The 16,221-nt window shown below is 45.0% G+C and carries 16 protein-coding genes; 8 read left to right on the plus strand and 8 right to left on the minus strand.

Annotated features, from left to right (window positions below; translation table 11 throughout):
- From SUN_RS05840 to mobB, 3 genes are read right to left on the minus strand one after another with little or no spacing between them, the layout of a single operon-like run.
- The gene (locus SUN_RS05840; protein ID WP_011980820.1) at positions 1-198 is read right to left on the minus strand and encodes a hypothetical protein; all 198 of its coding nucleotides are present in this window, start codon (positions 196-198) and stop codon (positions 1-3) included.
- The gene (locus SUN_RS05845; RefSeq protein ID WP_011980821.1) at positions 198-1,052 is read right to left on the minus strand and encodes a class 1 fructose-bisphosphatase; all 855 of its coding nucleotides are present in this window, start codon (positions 1,050-1,052) and stop codon (positions 198-200) included. Before SUN_RS05845 ends, SUN_RS05840 begins: the two co-directional genes overlap by 1 nt.
- Positions 1,053-1,065: 13 nt before the next feature.
- Positions 1,066-1,563, minus strand: coding sequence for a molybdopterin-guanine dinucleotide biosynthesis protein B (mobB, locus tag SUN_RS05850; protein ID WP_011980822.1), 498 nt, complete (start codon positions 1,561-1,563; stop codon positions 1,066-1,068).
- An 89-nt stretch (positions 1,564-1,652) separates the two neighbouring features.
- Between mobB and SUN_RS05855 the strand changes: the two genes are divergently transcribed.
- Positions 1,653-2,183, plus strand: coding sequence for a hypothetical protein (locus tag SUN_RS05855; RefSeq protein ID WP_011980823.1), 531 nt, complete (start codon positions 1,653-1,655; stop codon positions 2,181-2,183).
- Positions 2,184-2,193: 10 nt separating this feature from the next.
- Here the strand turns inward: SUN_RS05855 and SUN_RS05860 are convergent, their stop codons facing one another.
- The 3 genes from SUN_RS05860 to gltX are packed head-to-tail and all read right to left on the minus strand — an operon-like array spanning position 2,194 to position 5,044.
- The gene (locus SUN_RS05860; protein WP_011980824.1) at positions 2,194-3,480 is read right to left on the minus strand and encodes a transglycosylase SLT domain-containing protein; all 1,287 of its coding nucleotides are present in this window, start codon (positions 3,478-3,480) and stop codon (positions 2,194-2,196) included.
- 5 nt (positions 3,481-3,485) lie between these two features.
- Positions 3,486-3,761 (minus strand): YggT family protein, encoded by a 276-nt coding sequence (locus SUN_RS05865; protein ID WP_011980825.1) that lies wholly within the window; start codon positions 3,759-3,761, stop codon positions 3,486-3,488.
- Positions 3,758-5,044, minus strand: a complete 1,287-nt coding sequence (gltX, locus tag SUN_RS05870; protein ID WP_011980826.1) for a glutamate--tRNA ligase — start codon at positions 5,042-5,044, stop codon at positions 3,758-3,760. Before gltX ends, SUN_RS05865 begins: the two co-directional genes overlap by 4 nt.
- A 163-nt stretch (positions 5,045-5,207) precedes the next feature.
- On the opposite strand from gltX, the gene SUN_RS05875 reads away from it, so the two are divergent.
- Positions 5,208-7,457: a glutamine--tRNA ligase/YqeY domain fusion protein gene (locus tag SUN_RS05875; RefSeq protein ID WP_011980827.1), complete on the plus strand. Its 2,250-nt coding sequence runs from the start codon at positions 5,208-5,210 to the stop codon at positions 7,455-7,457.
- A 73-nt stretch (positions 7,458-7,530) separates the two neighbouring features.
- Here the strand turns inward: SUN_RS05875 and SUN_RS05880 are convergent, their stop codons facing one another.
- The gene (locus SUN_RS05880) at positions 7,531-7,926 is read right to left on the minus strand and encodes a rhodanese-like domain-containing protein (protein ID WP_011980828.1); all 396 of its coding nucleotides are present in this window, start codon (positions 7,924-7,926) and stop codon (positions 7,531-7,533) included.
- A gap of 270 nt (positions 7,927-8,196) precedes the next feature.
- Here SUN_RS05880 and SUN_RS05885 point away from each other — a divergent pair, with 270 nt between their 5' ends.
- The gene (locus SUN_RS05885) at positions 8,197-9,228 is read left to right on the plus strand and encodes a bifunctional 3,4-dihydroxy-2-butanone 4-phosphate synthase/GTP cyclohydrolase II (protein ID WP_011980829.1); all 1,032 of its coding nucleotides are present in this window, start codon (positions 8,197-8,199) and stop codon (positions 9,226-9,228) included.
- Positions 9,229-9,235: 7 nt separating this feature from the next.
- Here the strand turns inward: SUN_RS05885 and SUN_RS05890 are convergent, their stop codons facing one another.
- Positions 9,236-10,063: a damage-control phosphatase ARMT1 family protein gene (locus SUN_RS05890; RefSeq protein WP_011980830.1), complete on the minus strand. Its 828-nt coding sequence runs from the start codon at positions 10,061-10,063 to the stop codon at positions 9,236-9,238.
- A 219-nt stretch (positions 10,064-10,282) separates the two neighbouring features.
- On the opposite strand from SUN_RS05890, the gene SUN_RS05895 reads away from it, so the two are divergent.
- The 5 genes from SUN_RS05895 (at position 10,283) to SUN_RS05915 (ending at position 16,172) form a co-directional block, all read left to right on the plus strand.
- On the plus strand, positions 10,283-11,938 hold the full coding sequence (locus SUN_RS05895) for a cache domain-containing protein (protein WP_011980831.1): 1,656 nt from the start codon (positions 10,283-10,285) through the stop codon (positions 11,936-11,938).
- Positions 11,919-12,581 carry a response regulator transcription factor gene (locus SUN_RS05900; protein ID WP_011980832.1) on the plus strand — a complete coding sequence of 221 codons (663 nt, stop codon included), beginning with the start codon at positions 11,919-11,921 and terminating at the stop codon, positions 12,579-12,581. Before SUN_RS05895 ends, SUN_RS05900 begins: the two co-directional genes overlap by 20 nt.
- Positions 12,582-12,728: 147 nt before the next feature.
- On the plus strand, positions 12,729-14,168 hold the full coding sequence (locus SUN_RS05905) for an OprD family outer membrane porin (protein WP_011980833.1): 1,440 nt from the start codon (positions 12,729-12,731) through the stop codon (positions 14,166-14,168).
- 13 nt (positions 14,169-14,181) lie between these two features.
- Positions 14,182-14,496, plus strand: a complete 315-nt coding sequence (locus SUN_RS05910; protein ID WP_011980834.1) for a DUF485 domain-containing protein — start codon at positions 14,182-14,184, stop codon at positions 14,494-14,496.
- A complete protein-coding gene (locus SUN_RS05915; RefSeq protein WP_011980835.1) occupies positions 14,496-16,172 on the plus strand; it encodes a cation acetate symporter in 1,677 nt (558 codons plus the stop codon). The genes SUN_RS05910 and SUN_RS05915 overlap by 1 nt, the downstream gene beginning before the upstream one ends.
- Positions 16,173-16,221: the final 49 nt, after the last annotated feature.

A 16,221-nucleotide genomic window follows, 5' to 3' on the forward strand; every position in this document is an offset into this window, starting at 1 on the left:
TCAGAACTCAAATCCTCCGCCTTTGCCTTTGCTCATGCTGTCATAGACCGCTTTGACATAGGCATCCCGGAGTTCACATTTGAGTAGTTTCTCGCATTTTAGACAGCTGGTGACCCCTTCTTTTTTCTGACAGTTCTCAAGCGCCACTTTTTGATGCTTGAGGGTGATCTGCCATTCATCAAGGACCGTCTCGGACATCAGGCATTGACCCCATATGCTTTTTTGAGTGCTTTTATTTCATAGTTGGAACCAAAGAAGCATGGACTGGTATCGTGCGGATGTGCAGGGACAAGTTCCATAAGCCTTTTTCCTTTGGCATCGATCGCCTGACCGCCTGCCTGCTCATAAATGAAGGCAAAAGGGATCACTTCGAAGAGCTGTCTGAGTTTCCCGTGCGGTTTGTCGGAGGTTCCGGGGTAGGAGAAAATACCGCCGCCTTTGAGCAGGATCTGGTGAAGGTCAGGAACCATTCCTCCGGAATAGCGCAGTCTGTATCCTTCGGCAAAGAGGTCATCTACAAAACTTTTGTGGTAGTCACACCAGTTCTGCTGTGTACCTCCCGGAGCATTGAGTTTTCCTTTTTCTTTCAAAATGACCTCTTTGCTTACAAGGTTGAAAAAACCATCCTGTGCGCGGTAATGCTTTGGTCTTTCCCCCTTGACCGCACGTATGATCTCTATGCGTGGTCCGTAGACCACGTAGGCAGATGCCACAAGGTTCTCACCTTTAGGTTCGCCATCGTATATCCCGAAGATGGAACCTACAGAGAGATTGACATCAGCAAGGCTCGAACCGTCGAGCGGATCGTAACAGATAGTGTATTTCCCGTTACTGTGCAGGGGCATTACCCCTTCTTTCTCTTCGCTGATCAGGTCTTTGACCAAAGAGACCGATTTGAACGCCTCTTCAATGAGGTAATCGCTCTTAACATCGAGTTTGAGCTGGTCTTCTCCCGAAGAATTCTCGCTTTCTGAATATCCGAGATCTTCAGTCTTGATGGCGTGGTCGATCTTCAGGGCAACCTTTTCAATGGTTTCAAATATAGTATGCATGGATTTTCCTCTCTTATATACTGGTGGCGTTGTTCTTGATCCAGTCAATGATCTGTTCAAGGTTGTTCAGGTTGAGAATGTCAATGTTCTCTGGTATCGCATAATCAGCAGGGTTTATCGTGTGATCGATGGCGATCGCTTCAGAACAGTCGAAGTAATCCTCATCTATCTTGTTCCTGAAAATGGCGATACGCGGCAGCGGCAGTGTCTTTAGTCCCTCAACAAGCAATATGTCGAATTCATTGATCATGGCAACGATCTCATCGAGGTTCTTCTCCCTCTGTGAGAAATAGGTAGTGCGGGTAGGGGATGTAACGACCACTTCGGCACCGGTCTGGTAGAACTTGTAGCTGTCCTTCCCTTCCACATCGAAAACGGCCTTGCTCTTGGGATCGTTCTTGATGATAGTGACCTTTTGGGTCTTGATGAGTTCTCTAGAGACTTTCTCCACCAGTGTCGTTTTTCCGCTCCCTGAAGGACCGGTGAATGCTACGGCTACTCTTTTATTCACGCATAAAACCTTTTATTGTTATTGCAAGAATTATACTTAAATCTTTATTGAATGTATGTTAAACTCCTTATTATTAAAAGGGGAGAAGTATGCATAGAGAAACTGTAATGGCATTCTGTCTCTTCTCCCTTCTTCTTGGCGGATGCAGCTCCAAAGAGGAGAAAGCGCTCCTGCAGGTCTACAACAAAGAAAAAGTGTATCACAAAAAACTTCTACATACGGAAAAAGCCCAACTTTATGATGCTAATGAGACCAAAGTACTGCTGACGGCTACCTACCTTTATTCGCAGACCGATGTGCCCAAAGAGAAGGACAAAAGAGATGAAGTTTTTATTGTCGGACTTTATATGGAAGATGAAGAAGTAGCCCATTTTACTGCCGGAGACTTCAATCTGACACTGAATGGTGAAACACCCAAAAGCGTAAAAATACTCAAAAAAGCAGATAAACGTTTAAAAGATATCCCGTTCATTACAGACTGGGGTGATTACTTTGAAGTGGTCTTCCCTCACACTTCGAGCATGAAGTTCGACCTGGTATTCAACAGTGAGACCTATGGGGTGAAAAAACTTCACTTTGCCAAGAAGGCAAAGTATGTCTTTACGAATGAGGCGTTTTAAAGGCACCTGATTATCTGAATTTATCCGTTTTTGACGGGTCGGTCAATGATTTTATATAGGGGAGCAGTCTCGTGGATTTTCCCAACTTGTTCATATAGATGACGTAGTTCGTCAGTACACGTTTTCCATATTCCCGTGCTTGCACATTGGTCATTTTCTCCATACTCAGGTAAGGCTCAAAAGGACCGTTCCTGAAATAATTCCGATTTCTGATCAGTTTTTTGGTGAAACCTATGCCGCCGTTGTATGCATAAGCGACAAAGAGAGGATGGTAGAGGTATTTGTTAAGATAGTCCAGATGATAATCGGCAAATCGGATAGCGACTTTTGGTTTGAACATATCATCATAGTCCATCTGTATCCCTTTTTGTTTGGCGATATGGTCGATGAGGAAAGGCATGAACTGCATCATTCCAAGTGCAAAGGAGCGTGAGACAGAAGCCGGCACGAAACGGCTCTCCTGTCTCGCAATGGAATAAATAAGCGCCTGGCGCTCTACAGGGTAACCTTGCATGGCAGACCGGTAAGGCATGGGGAAATAGGATTTTCTGTAGTTGCATGCCTTAGCCTTGATATAAGTGTTCATCCCTATGGTCGCCTGTGATTCGCAGTCTTCTGCCAGTGCTTCAAGATCGGCATTGGGTTTTTTTACCTTGATTTTAAGCTTTGCCCAGTGGATAGGGTTGGTCACATCGATATTGCTCACACTTTTTTTGCTTACCCGGGGCGTAATGATACTTTTGGGGTATTGGCTGTGCGTGATGTCTGCTGCAAGCAGGGTGTACATATTGATGTGGGTGCTGTTCCGTTTGATCTTGTAAAGGTATTTCTTCTCTTTGGTCAGCAGATAGAGCCAGAAAAGTGACTTGTCCTTCTCCCAGCGTTTCAGGTAAACATCGTGTGCCTTATGAAAATAGGTGATCGCTTTTTGGAGTTTTTTCCGCTGGACCTGCTTGATACCTTCATCGAAGAGTCTGTTCCCCTCTGCCTGGTGTTTCCAGTCCTCTACCTGCTGTTCTGTGACATAGGGTTTATGCGTGATGTTCGGTGGATTGGCACCGGTTTTCTTCTTGTAGGCGATACGCAGTTTTTTGTTGATATTGTCTACATCTTTGATGATAGTACGTGCCTGTGAAGCAGTTGTGCTTCTCTGTTGGAGGAAACGCCAGATATAGTAGTCCTTTTCCACACTTCTTGGCATATTGTGTACCTGGGAATAAGAAAATGTCTTTGCTTCGATAGAAGTAGTTCCCAGTGCCAACAGGATAACAAGTGTCGAAAGCAGTGTCTTGAACATTTAGTCTATCCCAGCAATGCGCGCATCATGAAGGTATCGATGAATTGCAGTCCGAGGATGATGACAAGAGGAGAGAGGTCAATCCCGCCAATGATCAAAAACGGCATTTTCCTGCGAAGCACATCGTAGACCGGTTCTGTCAGTCTGTAAAGAATCTGAACGATCGGATTTCTCGGGTCGGGCCGTACGAAACTCAGCAGTGCGGCGATAATGACGATCCAGATATAGAGATTGATCACCGTATGGATCAGTTGTACAATAGAATAGATAAGTGCATTCATGATGCTACCTCCAGTAAATAAGATTTGATATATGGATAAATGTCGCTCAGTTCGGGACCCTGCTCGGCGCCGGTCAGCAGTACTCTGAGCGGTTTGGAGAAGTACTCGCCACTCAGGCCGCTCTCTTTCATGAGGTGGGACTCGAACGCCTCAAAAGTAGCGAACATCGGCGCCTCTGCGATGATCTTCTCGAGCATACGCATCTGCTCTCCCCACTTCCCGTCAAAGTCCTTTGGTGAGAAGATCGCTTTGATCCTGGCATCAAGTTCATTGATGGTGGCAGCCTCGTTTATATAGAGTTTGGCCAGTTTCCCGATATCTGCATCGGCGAACCCGAAGAGTGAGGAGAGTCTTTTATCGTCCATCTTTTCAAGGTGTTTACGGTTGAGAAGACGCAATTCTTCAATGTTGAATTTTACCGGCGATCCGGAGAGTTTGGTGATATTGAACCACTCGATCGCTTCAGGCAGGGTAAAGATATCGGTAGGTGTGGTGTTGCCCAGCGAAATGAGGTAGTTGGCGATGGCATCGGGGATGTAACCCTCTTCAAAGAGCCATTTGACCGTAAAAGCGTCGTCTTTTTCATCCATCTTTTGGCCCTCTTCGTTGAGAATGACGGGCAGGTGAGCGTAAGTAGTCTCTTCTTCGTAGCCAAGCTGCTTTTTGACATATTCCTGCTTTGCTGTCTCGTCGAGGTGCTCTTCACTGCGGATGATGAAGTCGATACCCGAGAGCATATCGTCACAGGCCGAAGCGAAATTCTCGGTCGGTGTAGCGTCTGCTCTTAGAATGACAAAGGAGTCCACTTCATCTGCAGAGGTGACGGTCTCACCTTTGTAGAGGTCATGGATGATCATGTCGTGTTCGGGCTTTTTCAGACGGATGACAAAGGGGATCTTTTCTTCTTTGAGTCTCTTGAGCTCCTCTTTGTCCACATTAAAACACTTTCCATTGTATCGGGATGGTGTCTTGTCCGATTCAGGTGCCTCGGGTGTACAGGTACAGACAAAGGCCTTTCCCTCTTCGAGCAGTCTGATGGCAAGGGTCTGGTGGATATTGAGGTGTTCACTCTGGTGAAAGACAGAGTCGTGTGTGATGGCAAACTTCTCTAATATTTGCAGGATCTCGGTATCTTTTCCTGTAATATTGCGCTCTTTGTCCGTATCTTCAATGCGTACGATGAAGTTGACCTCTTTCTGTTTGGCCACGATGTAGTTGAATATCGCTATACGCAGCTGTTCTGTACGCATGTCACCCGTAGGTGACGGGGCAAATCTAAGCATTCATCTTACTCCAAAAGTCGTGACTTTATAGCACCTTTATTATGGCTGTTATTATAGTGAGTTTATTATTAGAAATGCCCTCCACTTCCAAAATATCCGTAGCTTACAAGATGCATAAGCTCTAATTCGATAAAATACAGCTTTTAAATAAAGGTTGGCAAGAATGAATGAGAGCAAAGATTTTTTACGTACCATAGTGGAAGAGGACCTGGCATCAGGCAAGTTCCAGGAAGTTCATACAAGATTTCCTCCGGAGCCGAATGGGTTTCCGCATATCGGACATGCTAAATCTATCGTCATAAACTTTGGTATTGCGCGTGACTATCATGGACGCTGCAACCTCAGAATGGATGATACCAATCCGATCACAGAAGATACCAAGTACGTTGAAGCTCTCAAGGATGCCGTACATTGGCTCGGCTTCGAGTGGGATGACGGGATACGTCATACCTCTGACTATTTCCCCAGGTTGTACGACTATGCCATTCAACTCATTAAAATGGGCAAGGCATATGTCGACAGCCTGAACGAAGAGGAGATACGCGAGTACAGGGGGACCGTAACAGAGCCTGGAAGACGCAGCAAGTATGCCGAGCGCAGTGTTGAAGAAAATCTGGATCTTCTCGAAAGAATGAAAAAGGGTGAGTTCAAAGAGGGAGAGCATGTTCTTCGTGCAAAGATCGATATGGGTGCGGCCAATATGCAGCTGCGCGATCCGCTCCTCTATCGTATCAGACATGCACACCATCACAGAACAGGGGATACATGGTCCATTTATCCTATGTATGACTTTGCCCACTGTCTTTCTGACTATATTGAAGGTATTACACACTCTTTTTGTACCCTGGAATTTGAGAACAACCGTGCCATTTATGACTGGGTCCTCGATACGCTGGAGCTTGAACCGCCGCGTCCCTACCAGTATGAATTTGCAAGGCTTGCTATCACTTACACGGTGATGAGCAAAAGAAAACTTTTGGAACTGGTCAATGAAGGAAAGGTCAATGGATGGGATGATCCCCGTATGCCGACCATCGCCGGATACAGAAGGAGAGGGTACACAAAGGAATCCATCTTGAACTTCTGCAACCAGATAGGTATCGCAAAAGCGAATTCGACGGTAGACGTCGCACAGCTTGAATTTGCCATCAGGGACGACCTCAATACAAAAGTGCCGCGTGTGATGTGTGTGCTTGACCCGCTCAAGATTTCCATTGAAAATTATGAAGGTTCTGAAGAGATCGATGCGTCCTATTATCCGCATGATGTACCCAAAGAGGGTTCAAGAAAACTGCCTTTTTCAAAAGAGATCTATATAGAGCAGGATGACTTCAGTGAGAACCCGCCAAAAGGGTACTTCAGACTTACGCCTGATCAGCCGGTAAGACTGAAACATGCCTATATTATCACCTGTAAAGAGGTGGTGAAAGATGCCAAGGGCAATATCGTTGAAATCAAAGCGGAGTACCATCCCGACTCCAAAAGCGGGCAGGACACAAGCGGCATCAAGGTCAAAAGTGCGATCCACTGGGTGGATGCGAAGGGAGCGAAGAGAGCGGAAGTCAGACTCTATGACAGGCTCTTTAAAGAGGAAGCTCCCAAAGGGATGGAAGATCTCAACCCTGATTCTTTGAAGGTGATAGAGTATGCACTTGTCGAACCGGCAGTCATCACGGAAAGACCCGATGAAAGGTTCCAGTTTGAAAGACAGGGGTATTTCTATGCCGATCCGCTTGACTACAGTGATGAGCACCCAGTGTTTAACAAGATCGTCGCACTTAAGGACTCCTGGAGCAAAAAAAGAAAAGCTCCTGATAAGGCACCCAAGCCTCAACCAAAAAAAGTGCAGATAGACGGTGAAGTAGCTCCAATGAACGAAGCCGAGCAGGCACGCTTCGACAAGTATACAGGTGAACTGAAACTGAACAGTGAAGTGGCCAATACACTGGCACGTGACGAGAAACTTTCCAAGTTTTTTGAAGAGGCACTCTCTGCACTTAAGAGTCCTGTATCACTTGCAAATACCGTAGCGAACGAGGTTGCCAGAGAGTTGAAGGAAAAAGAGATCGATGCGCTGAAATTCACGCCAAAGCAGATTGCAGGGCTGGTGAAAATGATCGATGAGGAGACGATCTCAACAAAAATCGCCAAACAGGTATTTGAAGAGATGACAGTTTCCGGAAAAGATCCGGAAAAGATCGTCGAAGAAAAAGGCCTTGTACAGATCAGTGATCCTGCTCAAATTCTGCCTATCATTGAAGAGGTCATGGCAAAAAATCCGGATAACGTTGCCAAGTTCAAAGATGGAAACACCAAGCTGTTGGGCTTTTTTGTAGGGCAGGTACTCAAAAGTACAGGGGGCAAAGCGAATCCTAAAGTGGTAAATGAACTTGTAGCCAAAAAGCTAAAATAAGGAAGGTTATATTTAAGAAGGATTTTCTTGTGTTCCGTATCGAAAAGATACGGAGACATGTTTTTCAGATCAGTTACTGATCCGCATGTGCGTGGTGCACTTCAATGAGGTCTTCGATATTTGTATCGAGGACATAGACATTCTCATACCCCATCATCTCAAGATATCCCATGACACGGTTGGCGAACCATCCTTTTACACAGGCGATGACGATAGGACTTGTATGGTCTGACGGCAGTTCGTCAAGATAACTCGCAAATTCAGGATAGGGCGTATAGTACGCATTGGCAATGTTCGCTTCCTGCGCATTCTCACCGTTTACTTTTGCCGGTGGACGTACATCGAGCAGTATTGCTCCTGCATCCATCAGCAGTTCTCTGGTTTGGTGCAGGTTTACCATCCCAAGATTCTCTTTTTCTTTATTAAGTTCAATAATTACATCTATTTTTTCTTTTGTTTTGTCTGACATTTTACTCTCCTGTATTTTTTGTACTTATATTATACATAACTACAGTTAATGAAAATGTAACAAAAGTCGCATTTATAGATTTTTTTGGAAATTAAATTTAAAATTTCTATTTTATTTTGTTTATTATGGAAATCTATATTACTAAAATTTTGCATCTTTACTTGATAAAAAGAGTATTATATAGGAGTATTTGACATATGATATAAATCACACTCTATACAGACATTAGTTATAATACATTAATTTATTATTATATTTTTAGGAAAAAACATGTCAGACGCAATAAAAAGAGTAGAAAAAGCCATCGACGAGATCAAAAGAGGCAGAATGGTAATTATGATGGATGATGAGGATCGTGAGAATGAAGGTGATCTTGTCTATGCCGCTACTTTTTCGACACCCGAGCTTGTGAACTTCATGGCAAAAGAGGCTAGGGGGCTCATTTGTACACCTATTACCAAAGAGATTGCGGCCAAGCTTGACCTGATGCCGATGGTGGACAACAATGTCTCCAACCATGAGACGGCTTTTACCGTTTCCATAGACTCCGCCAATGCGGAAACCGGAATCTCGGCAGCTGAGAGAGATGACTGTATCTCGAAGCTTGCCAATCCGTTGACCGTGGCAGATGATTTCGTGCGTCCAGGGCATATCTTCCCGCTGATAGCAAAAGACGGCGGCGTGTTGGTAAGAACAGGGCATACTGAAGGTTCTGTCGACCTTTGCAAGCTTGCAGGCCTGGCGCCGGCAGGTGTCATCTGCGAGATCATCAAGGATGACGGTACAATGGCGCGCAAAGATGACCTTGAAGTCTTCTCGGAAAAATACGACATGCCTATCGTCTATATCTCCGACATCGTCGAGTACCGTCTGGCGAACGAAAAGCTTGTCAAACGTGTTTCGAATGAAGAGAGTGAACTCAAGGGGATAAAAGTAGAAAAGATCGTCTACAGTGACCATCTTGACCGCTGCCATACAGTGATACAGTTCTACAAACTGCATGAGACCGCCAATGTGAAGTTCCATAATATCGGGACCGATATTGACCTGATACTCGATGACAAGCGTTTCAACGCGCTTAACCATGCCATAGAATATTTGAAACAAAACGGCGGGATCCTGGTGTTTCTTGATACGAAGACCATTTCACAGGAACAGGCAAAAGAGTTCGGTGTCGGGGCACAGATACTCAAAGACCTGGGTATTAAGAACATCAATCTCATTACAACGAGCAAAGATACCGAATTTGTCGGGCTTGCAGGATTCGGGCTGGATGTTGTGGAAAAGGTAGAAGTGGTTTAGGGGCATTTCAATGTCTGCTAAAGATCAACTCTCCTACTTCCTGGCCGATCGCTTCTGAAACAACATTGCATTTGACGATGAAAAGATAGTAGACTATCCGGTCTGTCTCGTCATACAGACTTTCAAAATTTCCCATGCCTTTGGCCAGTACAATATCCGCTTTATCGAATAAGGTTTTTGATGGACTGTTGGCATAGCACAGATCATACCCCGGTGTCGGTACACCTGTATCAACAATGGTCGCGAGAGGCTGCAGTATTTGTGCTTCCTTGATCGTAACATCATTGATGATAGGGGTACCCCTGACAAAATAGTACACTTCAATATCATACTTTTTTTTAATGGTTTCAATGAGAAGTTTGTCAAAAATGTGTTCACCTGTATTGTCACCGATATAAACGAGTGTTTTTGCCGACTCGAGCTCTTCTTCGAATATATTGAAATCATCGATACCGAAATGACGATGGAAATGTGTCTGTATGGTTTCATCGAGATTTAGCTGTTCCTGTGCACCAAAGTCAATGACATTTCCGATAACAGCAAATTTCACCGCATCGTGCAGTGTCTGGACGAAAGCGGTATCGACCTTCATCGCCATTTCGGTAGCAAGTGCTTTTGCTTTGGCTACGGGATCATCCACACCTGTCAGTTCAGCAATTTTAGTATAGGTTTCTTTGGCTATCTGCGGAGGTGTATGTGAAAGGTCATGCGCCATGAGGATATCTGCTGTGCTGTCCAAAAGCTTTTTGGCGGTAAGGTCATCGACTTCGAGGAGTTTGCACACTTTGAGTGTCTGGTTCATAATACAGGTGATACAGTCTGGTTTGATGTTCAATGCTTTTGCCTGCCAATCTATTTCTGGTATTATACTATAGTGTACCTCTAAGAATGAGGGATAAGGAAATCTTTTTGGGGAAGCACCTTTATTCTGTTCTTGAATACGATATACTTTGACCAATAGTATGATGAGGAAAAAGGAATGCCGGATATAATTATTGTTCATTGGGGGAATAATAAAAATACAGCGCAAGCCATCGAAGGGGTCTAAACAGAAATGTTCTCAGCTTTTTTTAAAGACAAAACCATAACATCCCTCTACCTGTGGGGAATGCTTATTGTCTTTCTGTTCGTCATATTGTTCACCACGTTGGTTGTGTATGAAGAATACAGTGACCTGGACAAAGAAACAGCTACGATACGAAAACAATATTTAGAACAACAGAAAAATACGATCAAATTCGATATTGACAGGGTGCTTAAATTTATCGGGCACAGTTATGAGACCTGGCAGGACTCTTTGAATGAAGAGAAGCTCAAAGCACAGATCATCAATGCCATAGAAGAATTGTATGGCCGTCCGGACGGAACGGGTTATGTCTTTATCTATGATTTCAACGGTACAAATCTCTCCGACCCGATACATCTACAAAACAAAGGGAAAAATCTTTATAGCTTCAGGGATCCCAACGGTGTGGAAGTCATCAAAGAACTCATCGATGTTTCGCAGAAACCCGATGGAGGCTTTGTGAACTACATGTGGATCAAACCGGGAACAGGTGTCGCTACCCCGAAACTCTCTTATGCCAGAGCCTTCAAACCATGGAAATGGATGGTGGGAACGGGTGTCTACCTCGATGAAGTCGAAAAGCTCATAGCGCAGAGAAAAGAAAAGCTCAATACCCTTCTGGTTAAATATATGATGGATATCCTTACGCTGACCGTTATCTTTTTAGGGATAGGTTTTGCCGGTATCGCCATCATCAACAACATTATTCGTAAAGAGATAAATACGTTCAGCTCCTTCTTTAAGAAAGCGGCCAAAAGCCATACCACGATCGATGAAGACCAGATACACCTGCGAGAGTTCAAGCATATGGTGAGGTACATCAATGATATGGTCAATTCCATCCATAAACGAAACGAAAAACTTCTGGAGATGAACCTGACACTTGAGAAGAGGGTGGAACAAAAGACTGAGGATCTCAGAGAAAAGAACAGGTTGCTTGAGAAGGAAAAGGAGTTCAGTGAATCTCTGGTGAAGGCACAGGACAGCTTTATCAAACACTCTATACACGAGATCAACACGCCCCTTGCAGTGATCATGATGCATATAGACATGCACAAGATCAAATTCGGGGAAGACAAATACCTCTCCCAGATAGAGGCTGCAAGCAAGATGATCGCCAATATCTATGACGATCTGAGCTATATGGTCAAAAAAGACCGTTTTGAGTACGACAAGAAATGGATCTCTTTTTCTCTTTTCCTTGAAGAGCGCATAGCATTTTTTGCGGAGATCGCCAGGGGAAACAAGCACAGGATCATCTCGAAGATTGAACCGGAGATTACACTCTGCTTCTCCGATATAGAGCTGCAGCGCATCATAGACAACAACCTGTCCAATGCAGTAAAATATGCTCACAGGAACAGTGATATAGAAGTTGCTTTGGAACGCAAAGAGGAAGGAAGAACAGTACTCTCCTTCACAACACATTCCAAGCCGATAGAGGACACCAGCCTGATCTTCGAGCCTTTTCACCAGGAAGAATCCGTACACGGCGGCTTTGGTCTGGGGTTGGAGATTGTCAGGTCCATCTGTGAAAAAGAAGGGGTTGAAGTCGAAGTGATATCGGACACTGAGATAACGATATTCAGCTATACTTTCCATAACAGTACCGAAAGGAGTCCCGATGAAGATCCTCTTGCTTGAAGATGAGCTGATGCTGCAGACAGCCATGGTTGAGTACCTGACGGACAGCGGATATGAAGTGGATGCCCATGAGGACGGAAAAGAGGCGCTTGAAAGCTCTCTGCAAAACAGTTACGACCTCTTCATCTTCGATATCAATACTCCATCCATAGACGGACTCACGCTTCTTGACAAGCTGCAGACGGAGAAAATTTTCGTCCCTACCATCTTCATCTCGGCGATCACCGAGATAGAACAGATATCAAAGGCGTATGAACTTGGATGCTACGACTACCTCAAAAAGCCTTTTCATCTCAAGGAACTCACATTACATATAGAACGGCTGCTCAAAATGGCCAACATCGCTCCCAAATGCATCGTCAATATCAGCAAGATGTACAGTTATGACCTGGAGCGTAAAAGACTGCTCTTCGACAATGAGGAGCAGACACTGACCCTCAAGCAGGCCCAGATCATCGATCTGTTCGCTTCCAACATTAACAAGATCATCGATTTTGACATGCTCAGACATTATGTCTGGGAAGATGCGAATGTGGACAATGCCACCATCAGAGCGGAGATACACAGGGTAAAGAAGGTCCTGAAAGAGGAGCTTGTAGAGAGTCTCAAAGGCATCGGTTACCGCATGACCCAGAAACACTGATCTGACTTTTTTGTTAAATCTTTGGTTACTTTTGGTTACATTTTCATTATTTTTCTTCTTTTTTTTCTTCTAAAACAGTGATGCTATTTTAATGCTATTTTCATCGTCCATACTGTAACTGTAAAAAATTACGAGGAGAAACAAACAATGAAGTTAGTAAAATTAAGTCTTGCTGCTATTTTGGCAATGGGTATTGCTTATGCACATGACGAGGCAAGTACAGATGGAAACGTCAACCATGGATCATTTGCAGAAGTGATCAATGATGGAGATGACAGCAATGGAGAGATCTTTGGACAGGCAAGATCTTTCTATGTAGACAGAACATATAGCTATGCAACTAAACCAGATAACAACCGTAACTCTTTGGCTATAGGTGGTTATATTGGGTATAAAACACCGGTAATGAGTGGTTTTTCAGCCGCAGCAGCGGTATATGGAACTTATGGATTTGATATACATGATCAATCACTTGAAGATGATTTCCGTGATGGCTTAGGTGTTACAAGGTATGACCCATCCCTACAAGGATACAATGGTGACAACTATGCATTTATTGGACAGGCATACCTGAACTATAAAACAGACAATACGAACTTGAAAGCAGGTCGTATGAGACTTGATACACCGCTTGCAGGTGCAGATGATGCCAGAATGCTTCCAAACCTTTTTGAAGCAGCCTTGGTAAGTAATACGGACATTGAAAATACGACCTTGATTGCAGGACATGTGTTCAGAGAAACCGTTGGTACTTTTGCTAATGTTTATATGCCGCATGATCGTACAAAAGCAGGCTCAATGCTTGCATTGCATAGTGGTTACGGTTTAGGTGCAGAGTTGGGACTTAGTGGTGATTTTGTCAACATGGGTACGATCGCACTTGGTGATGAAACACAGACAGGATTGGACAACAGTACTGCTGGTGTGACAGCCATTGCAGCTATCTATAGTGGTATTGAAGGGCTTAAACTGCAAGCTTGGGATTATATCGGATGGGATATTCTGAATGCACTATATCTACAGGCTGACTATAACTTCAAAGTAAATGAAGATGTAAATATGTTCGTTGCTGGCCAGTATATTAACGAGAGTGATATCGGTAGCTATCTTGAGCGTTTGACCGGTGCAGGTATCAGCAGTAATTATGGTGCGGCAAAAATCGGTGTGAAGTATGCGGGACTTACTGTATATGCAGCATATTCAATTTCTGGTGATGCAAGTGGTCCTGCCAATCTTGGAACGATCACTCCCTGGGGTGGTATGCCGGCCTTTACTCAAGGAATGGTGACAAGACACCAGTTCTTTGCAGATACGGATGCGTGGAAAGTTGCTGCAACTTATAATTTCAAAGATATGGGATTAAACCTTAAAGCAACGGTATACTATACAAGTTTTGATGTAGGTGCTGATAATGCGTATAGTCCTGGAAACAGCTGGACAGCAACAGAACCGGGGTTTGACTTTATTTATACACCGGAATCCGTTAAAGGACTTCAGTTGAGATTTAGAGGAAACTTCCCAGATGATTTTTCATCTACTGGAACAGGATGGGATGAGTACAGACTTATCGCAAACTACAATTTTTAATTAAGGATAATCGATGACAAAAGAACAGATCGAACACGTTCGGAACAATCCGAAGTATCAGAAGCTCGTAAAAGAGAGAAGCAGGTTCGCCTGGACGCTCTCCATCATTATGCTGGTCGTCTACTATGCATTCATCCTGACGATTGCATTCGATCCGTCACTGTTGGGTATACGCATGGGTGACGGCGTCATGACCATCGGTATTCCTATCGGTGTGGCAATCATTATTATCGCATTTATTTTGACAGGTGTCTATGTCAGAAGGGCCAACAGTGAATTTGATGAACTCAGTCATCAGGTTAAAGAAGAGTTGAAGGATATTGCATAATGAAAAAGTTTCTGTTTATATCATTGACACTTCTGTTGGGTGCGGCCGCGGTGGCATCGGGTACGATTGAAGGCGAGGTGCAGAAGCAGCCGTTGAATATCTCGGCCATCATCATGTTCTTTATTTTCGTGAGCGGTACGCTCGGTATTACCTACTGGGCGGCAAAAAGAACGAAAACTGCGAAGGACTTCTATACTGCCGGTGGCGGGATCACCGGCTTTCAGAACGGTATGGCGATCGCAGGTGACTATATGTCGGCGGCTTCGTTCCTGGGTATTTCCGGCTTGGTCTATCTGAAAGGATATGACGGACTGATCTATTCCATCGGTTTCCTTGTCGGCTGGCCTGTCATTCTTTTCCTTATTTCAGAGAGACTGAGAAACCTCGGTAAGTACACTTTCGCCGATGTTGCAGCCTACAGACTCAAGCAGACACCCATCAGAACACTGGCAGCACTCGGTTCCATCGCGACGGTCATTCTTTACCTGATTGCCCAGATGGTTGGTGCGGGTAAACTGATCCAGCTGCTGTTCGGTCTTCCGTATGAGCTGGCGGTTGTTCTCGTCGGTGCACTGATGATCCTCTATGTGACGTTCGGTGGTATGCTGGCGACTACCTGGGTACAGATCATCAAAGCGGGACTGCTGCTTTCGGGTGCGACGTTCATGGCGATCGCAGTTATGGCTCACTTCGGGTTCTCGCTTGAGGCGCTGTTTGCCAAAGCGGTAGAAGTGCATCCGAAACATCAGGCCATCATGGCGCCTGGAGGACTGGTTTCAGACCCTGTTTCAGCGATCTCGCTCGGTATCGCGCTGATGTTCGGTACAGCGGGACTTCCTCACATCCTGATGAGATTCTTTACCGTTGCCGATGCCAAAGAGGCGAGAAAATCAGTCTTTTTTGCAACCGGTTTCATCGGGTATTTCTATATCCTGACTTTCATCATCGGTTTTGGTGCGATCGTTATGGTACTCAACAACCCTCAGTATCTTGATGTAGCAAAGCAGGCGATCAGCGGCGGTTCACCGATACTTGGCGGTAACAACATGGCTGCGATCCACCTCTCCCATGCAGTGGGCGGGAACTTCTTCCTTGGGTTCATCTCGGCGGTAGCGTTCGCGACGATCCTTGCGGTCGTTTCAGGCCTGACACTTGCGGGTGCTTCGGCGATCTCGCACGACCTCTACGCCAACGTGTTTAAAAGAGGCGAGGTAGACGAGGTCAAAGAGATGAAAGTCTCCAAGATAGCGACCGTGATCCTTGGTATCATCACGATCATTCTGGGTATCGCATTTGAAAAGCAGAACATCGCTTTCGTGGTCGGTTTGGCATTCGCCATCGCAGCATCGGCAAACTTCCCGGTACTCTTCCTCTCCATGTTCTGGAGCAAGCTGACCACAAGAGGTGCGGTCATCGGTGGAAGTCTCGGACTTGCAACGGCAGTCATGCTTGTGATCCTCGGTCCGATCGTATGGGTGCAAATCTTCGGCTATGAAACACCGATCTTCCCGTACAAGTATCCGGCACTCTTCTCTGTGACGGTAGCGTTCGTGGGTATCTGGTTCTTCTCCATCACTGACAACAGTGAAAATGCGAAACTGGAGAGAGAAGCCTTCGAAGCGCAGGATATCCGTTCACAGACAGGTATCGGTGCAGAAGGTGCCTCGGCACACTAAGCAACGTTCTTTGCACAAAGCCAAAAAGGCTTTGTGCGGAACTTTCTTT

The sequence above is a fragment of the Sulfurovum sp. NBC37-1 genome, from assembly GCF_000010345.1.
Taxonomy (GTDB): domain Bacteria; phylum Campylobacterota; class Campylobacteria; order Campylobacterales; family Sulfurovaceae; genus Sulfurovum.

Coding starts and splice junctions, on each gene's coding strand:
- SUN_RS05840 (WP_011980820.1), bottom strand. CDS start 198: ATGTCCGAGACGGTCCTTGATGAATGGCAGATCACCCTCAAGCATCAA.
- SUN_RS05845 (WP_011980821.1), bottom strand. CDS start 1,052: ATGCATACTATATTTGAAACCATTGAAAAGGTTGCCCTGAAGATCGAC.
- SUN_RS05855 (WP_011980823.1), top strand. CDS start 1,653: ATGCATAGAGAAACTGTAATGGCATTCTGTCTCTTCTCCCTTCTTCTT.
- SUN_RS05860 (WP_011980824.1), bottom strand. CDS start 3,480: ATGTTCAAGACACTGCTTTCGACACTTGTTATCCTGTTGGCACTGGGA.
- SUN_RS05865 (WP_011980825.1), bottom strand. CDS start 3,761: ATGAATGCACTTATCTATTCTATTGTACAACTGATCCATACGGTGATC.
- gltX (WP_011980826.1), bottom strand. CDS start 5,044: ATGCTTAGATTTGCCCCGTCACCTACGGGTGACATGCGTACAGAACAG.
- SUN_RS05875 (WP_011980827.1), top strand. CDS start 5,208: ATGAATGAGAGCAAAGATTTTTTACGTACCATAGTGGAAGAGGACCTG.
- SUN_RS05880 (WP_011980828.1), bottom strand. CDS start 7,926: ATGTCAGACAAAACAAAAGAAAAAATAGATGTAATTATTGAACTTAAT.
- SUN_RS05885 (WP_011980829.1), top strand. CDS start 8,197: ATGTCAGACGCAATAAAAAGAGTAGAAAAAGCCATCGACGAGATCAAA.
- SUN_RS05895 (WP_011980831.1), top strand. CDS start 10,283: ATGTTCTCAGCTTTTTTTAAAGACAAAACCATAACATCCCTCTACCTG.
- SUN_RS05900 (WP_011980832.1), top strand. CDS start 11,919: ATGAAGATCCTCTTGCTTGAAGATGAGCTGATGCTGCAGACAGCCATG.
- SUN_RS05905 (WP_011980833.1), top strand. CDS start 12,729: ATGAAGTTAGTAAAATTAAGTCTTGCTGCTATTTTGGCAATGGGTATT.
- SUN_RS05910 (WP_011980834.1), top strand. CDS start 14,182: ATGACAAAAGAACAGATCGAACACGTTCGGAACAATCCGAAGTATCAG.
- SUN_RS05915 (WP_011980835.1), top strand. CDS start 14,496: ATGAAAAAGTTTCTGTTTATATCATTGACACTTCTGTTGGGTGCGGCC.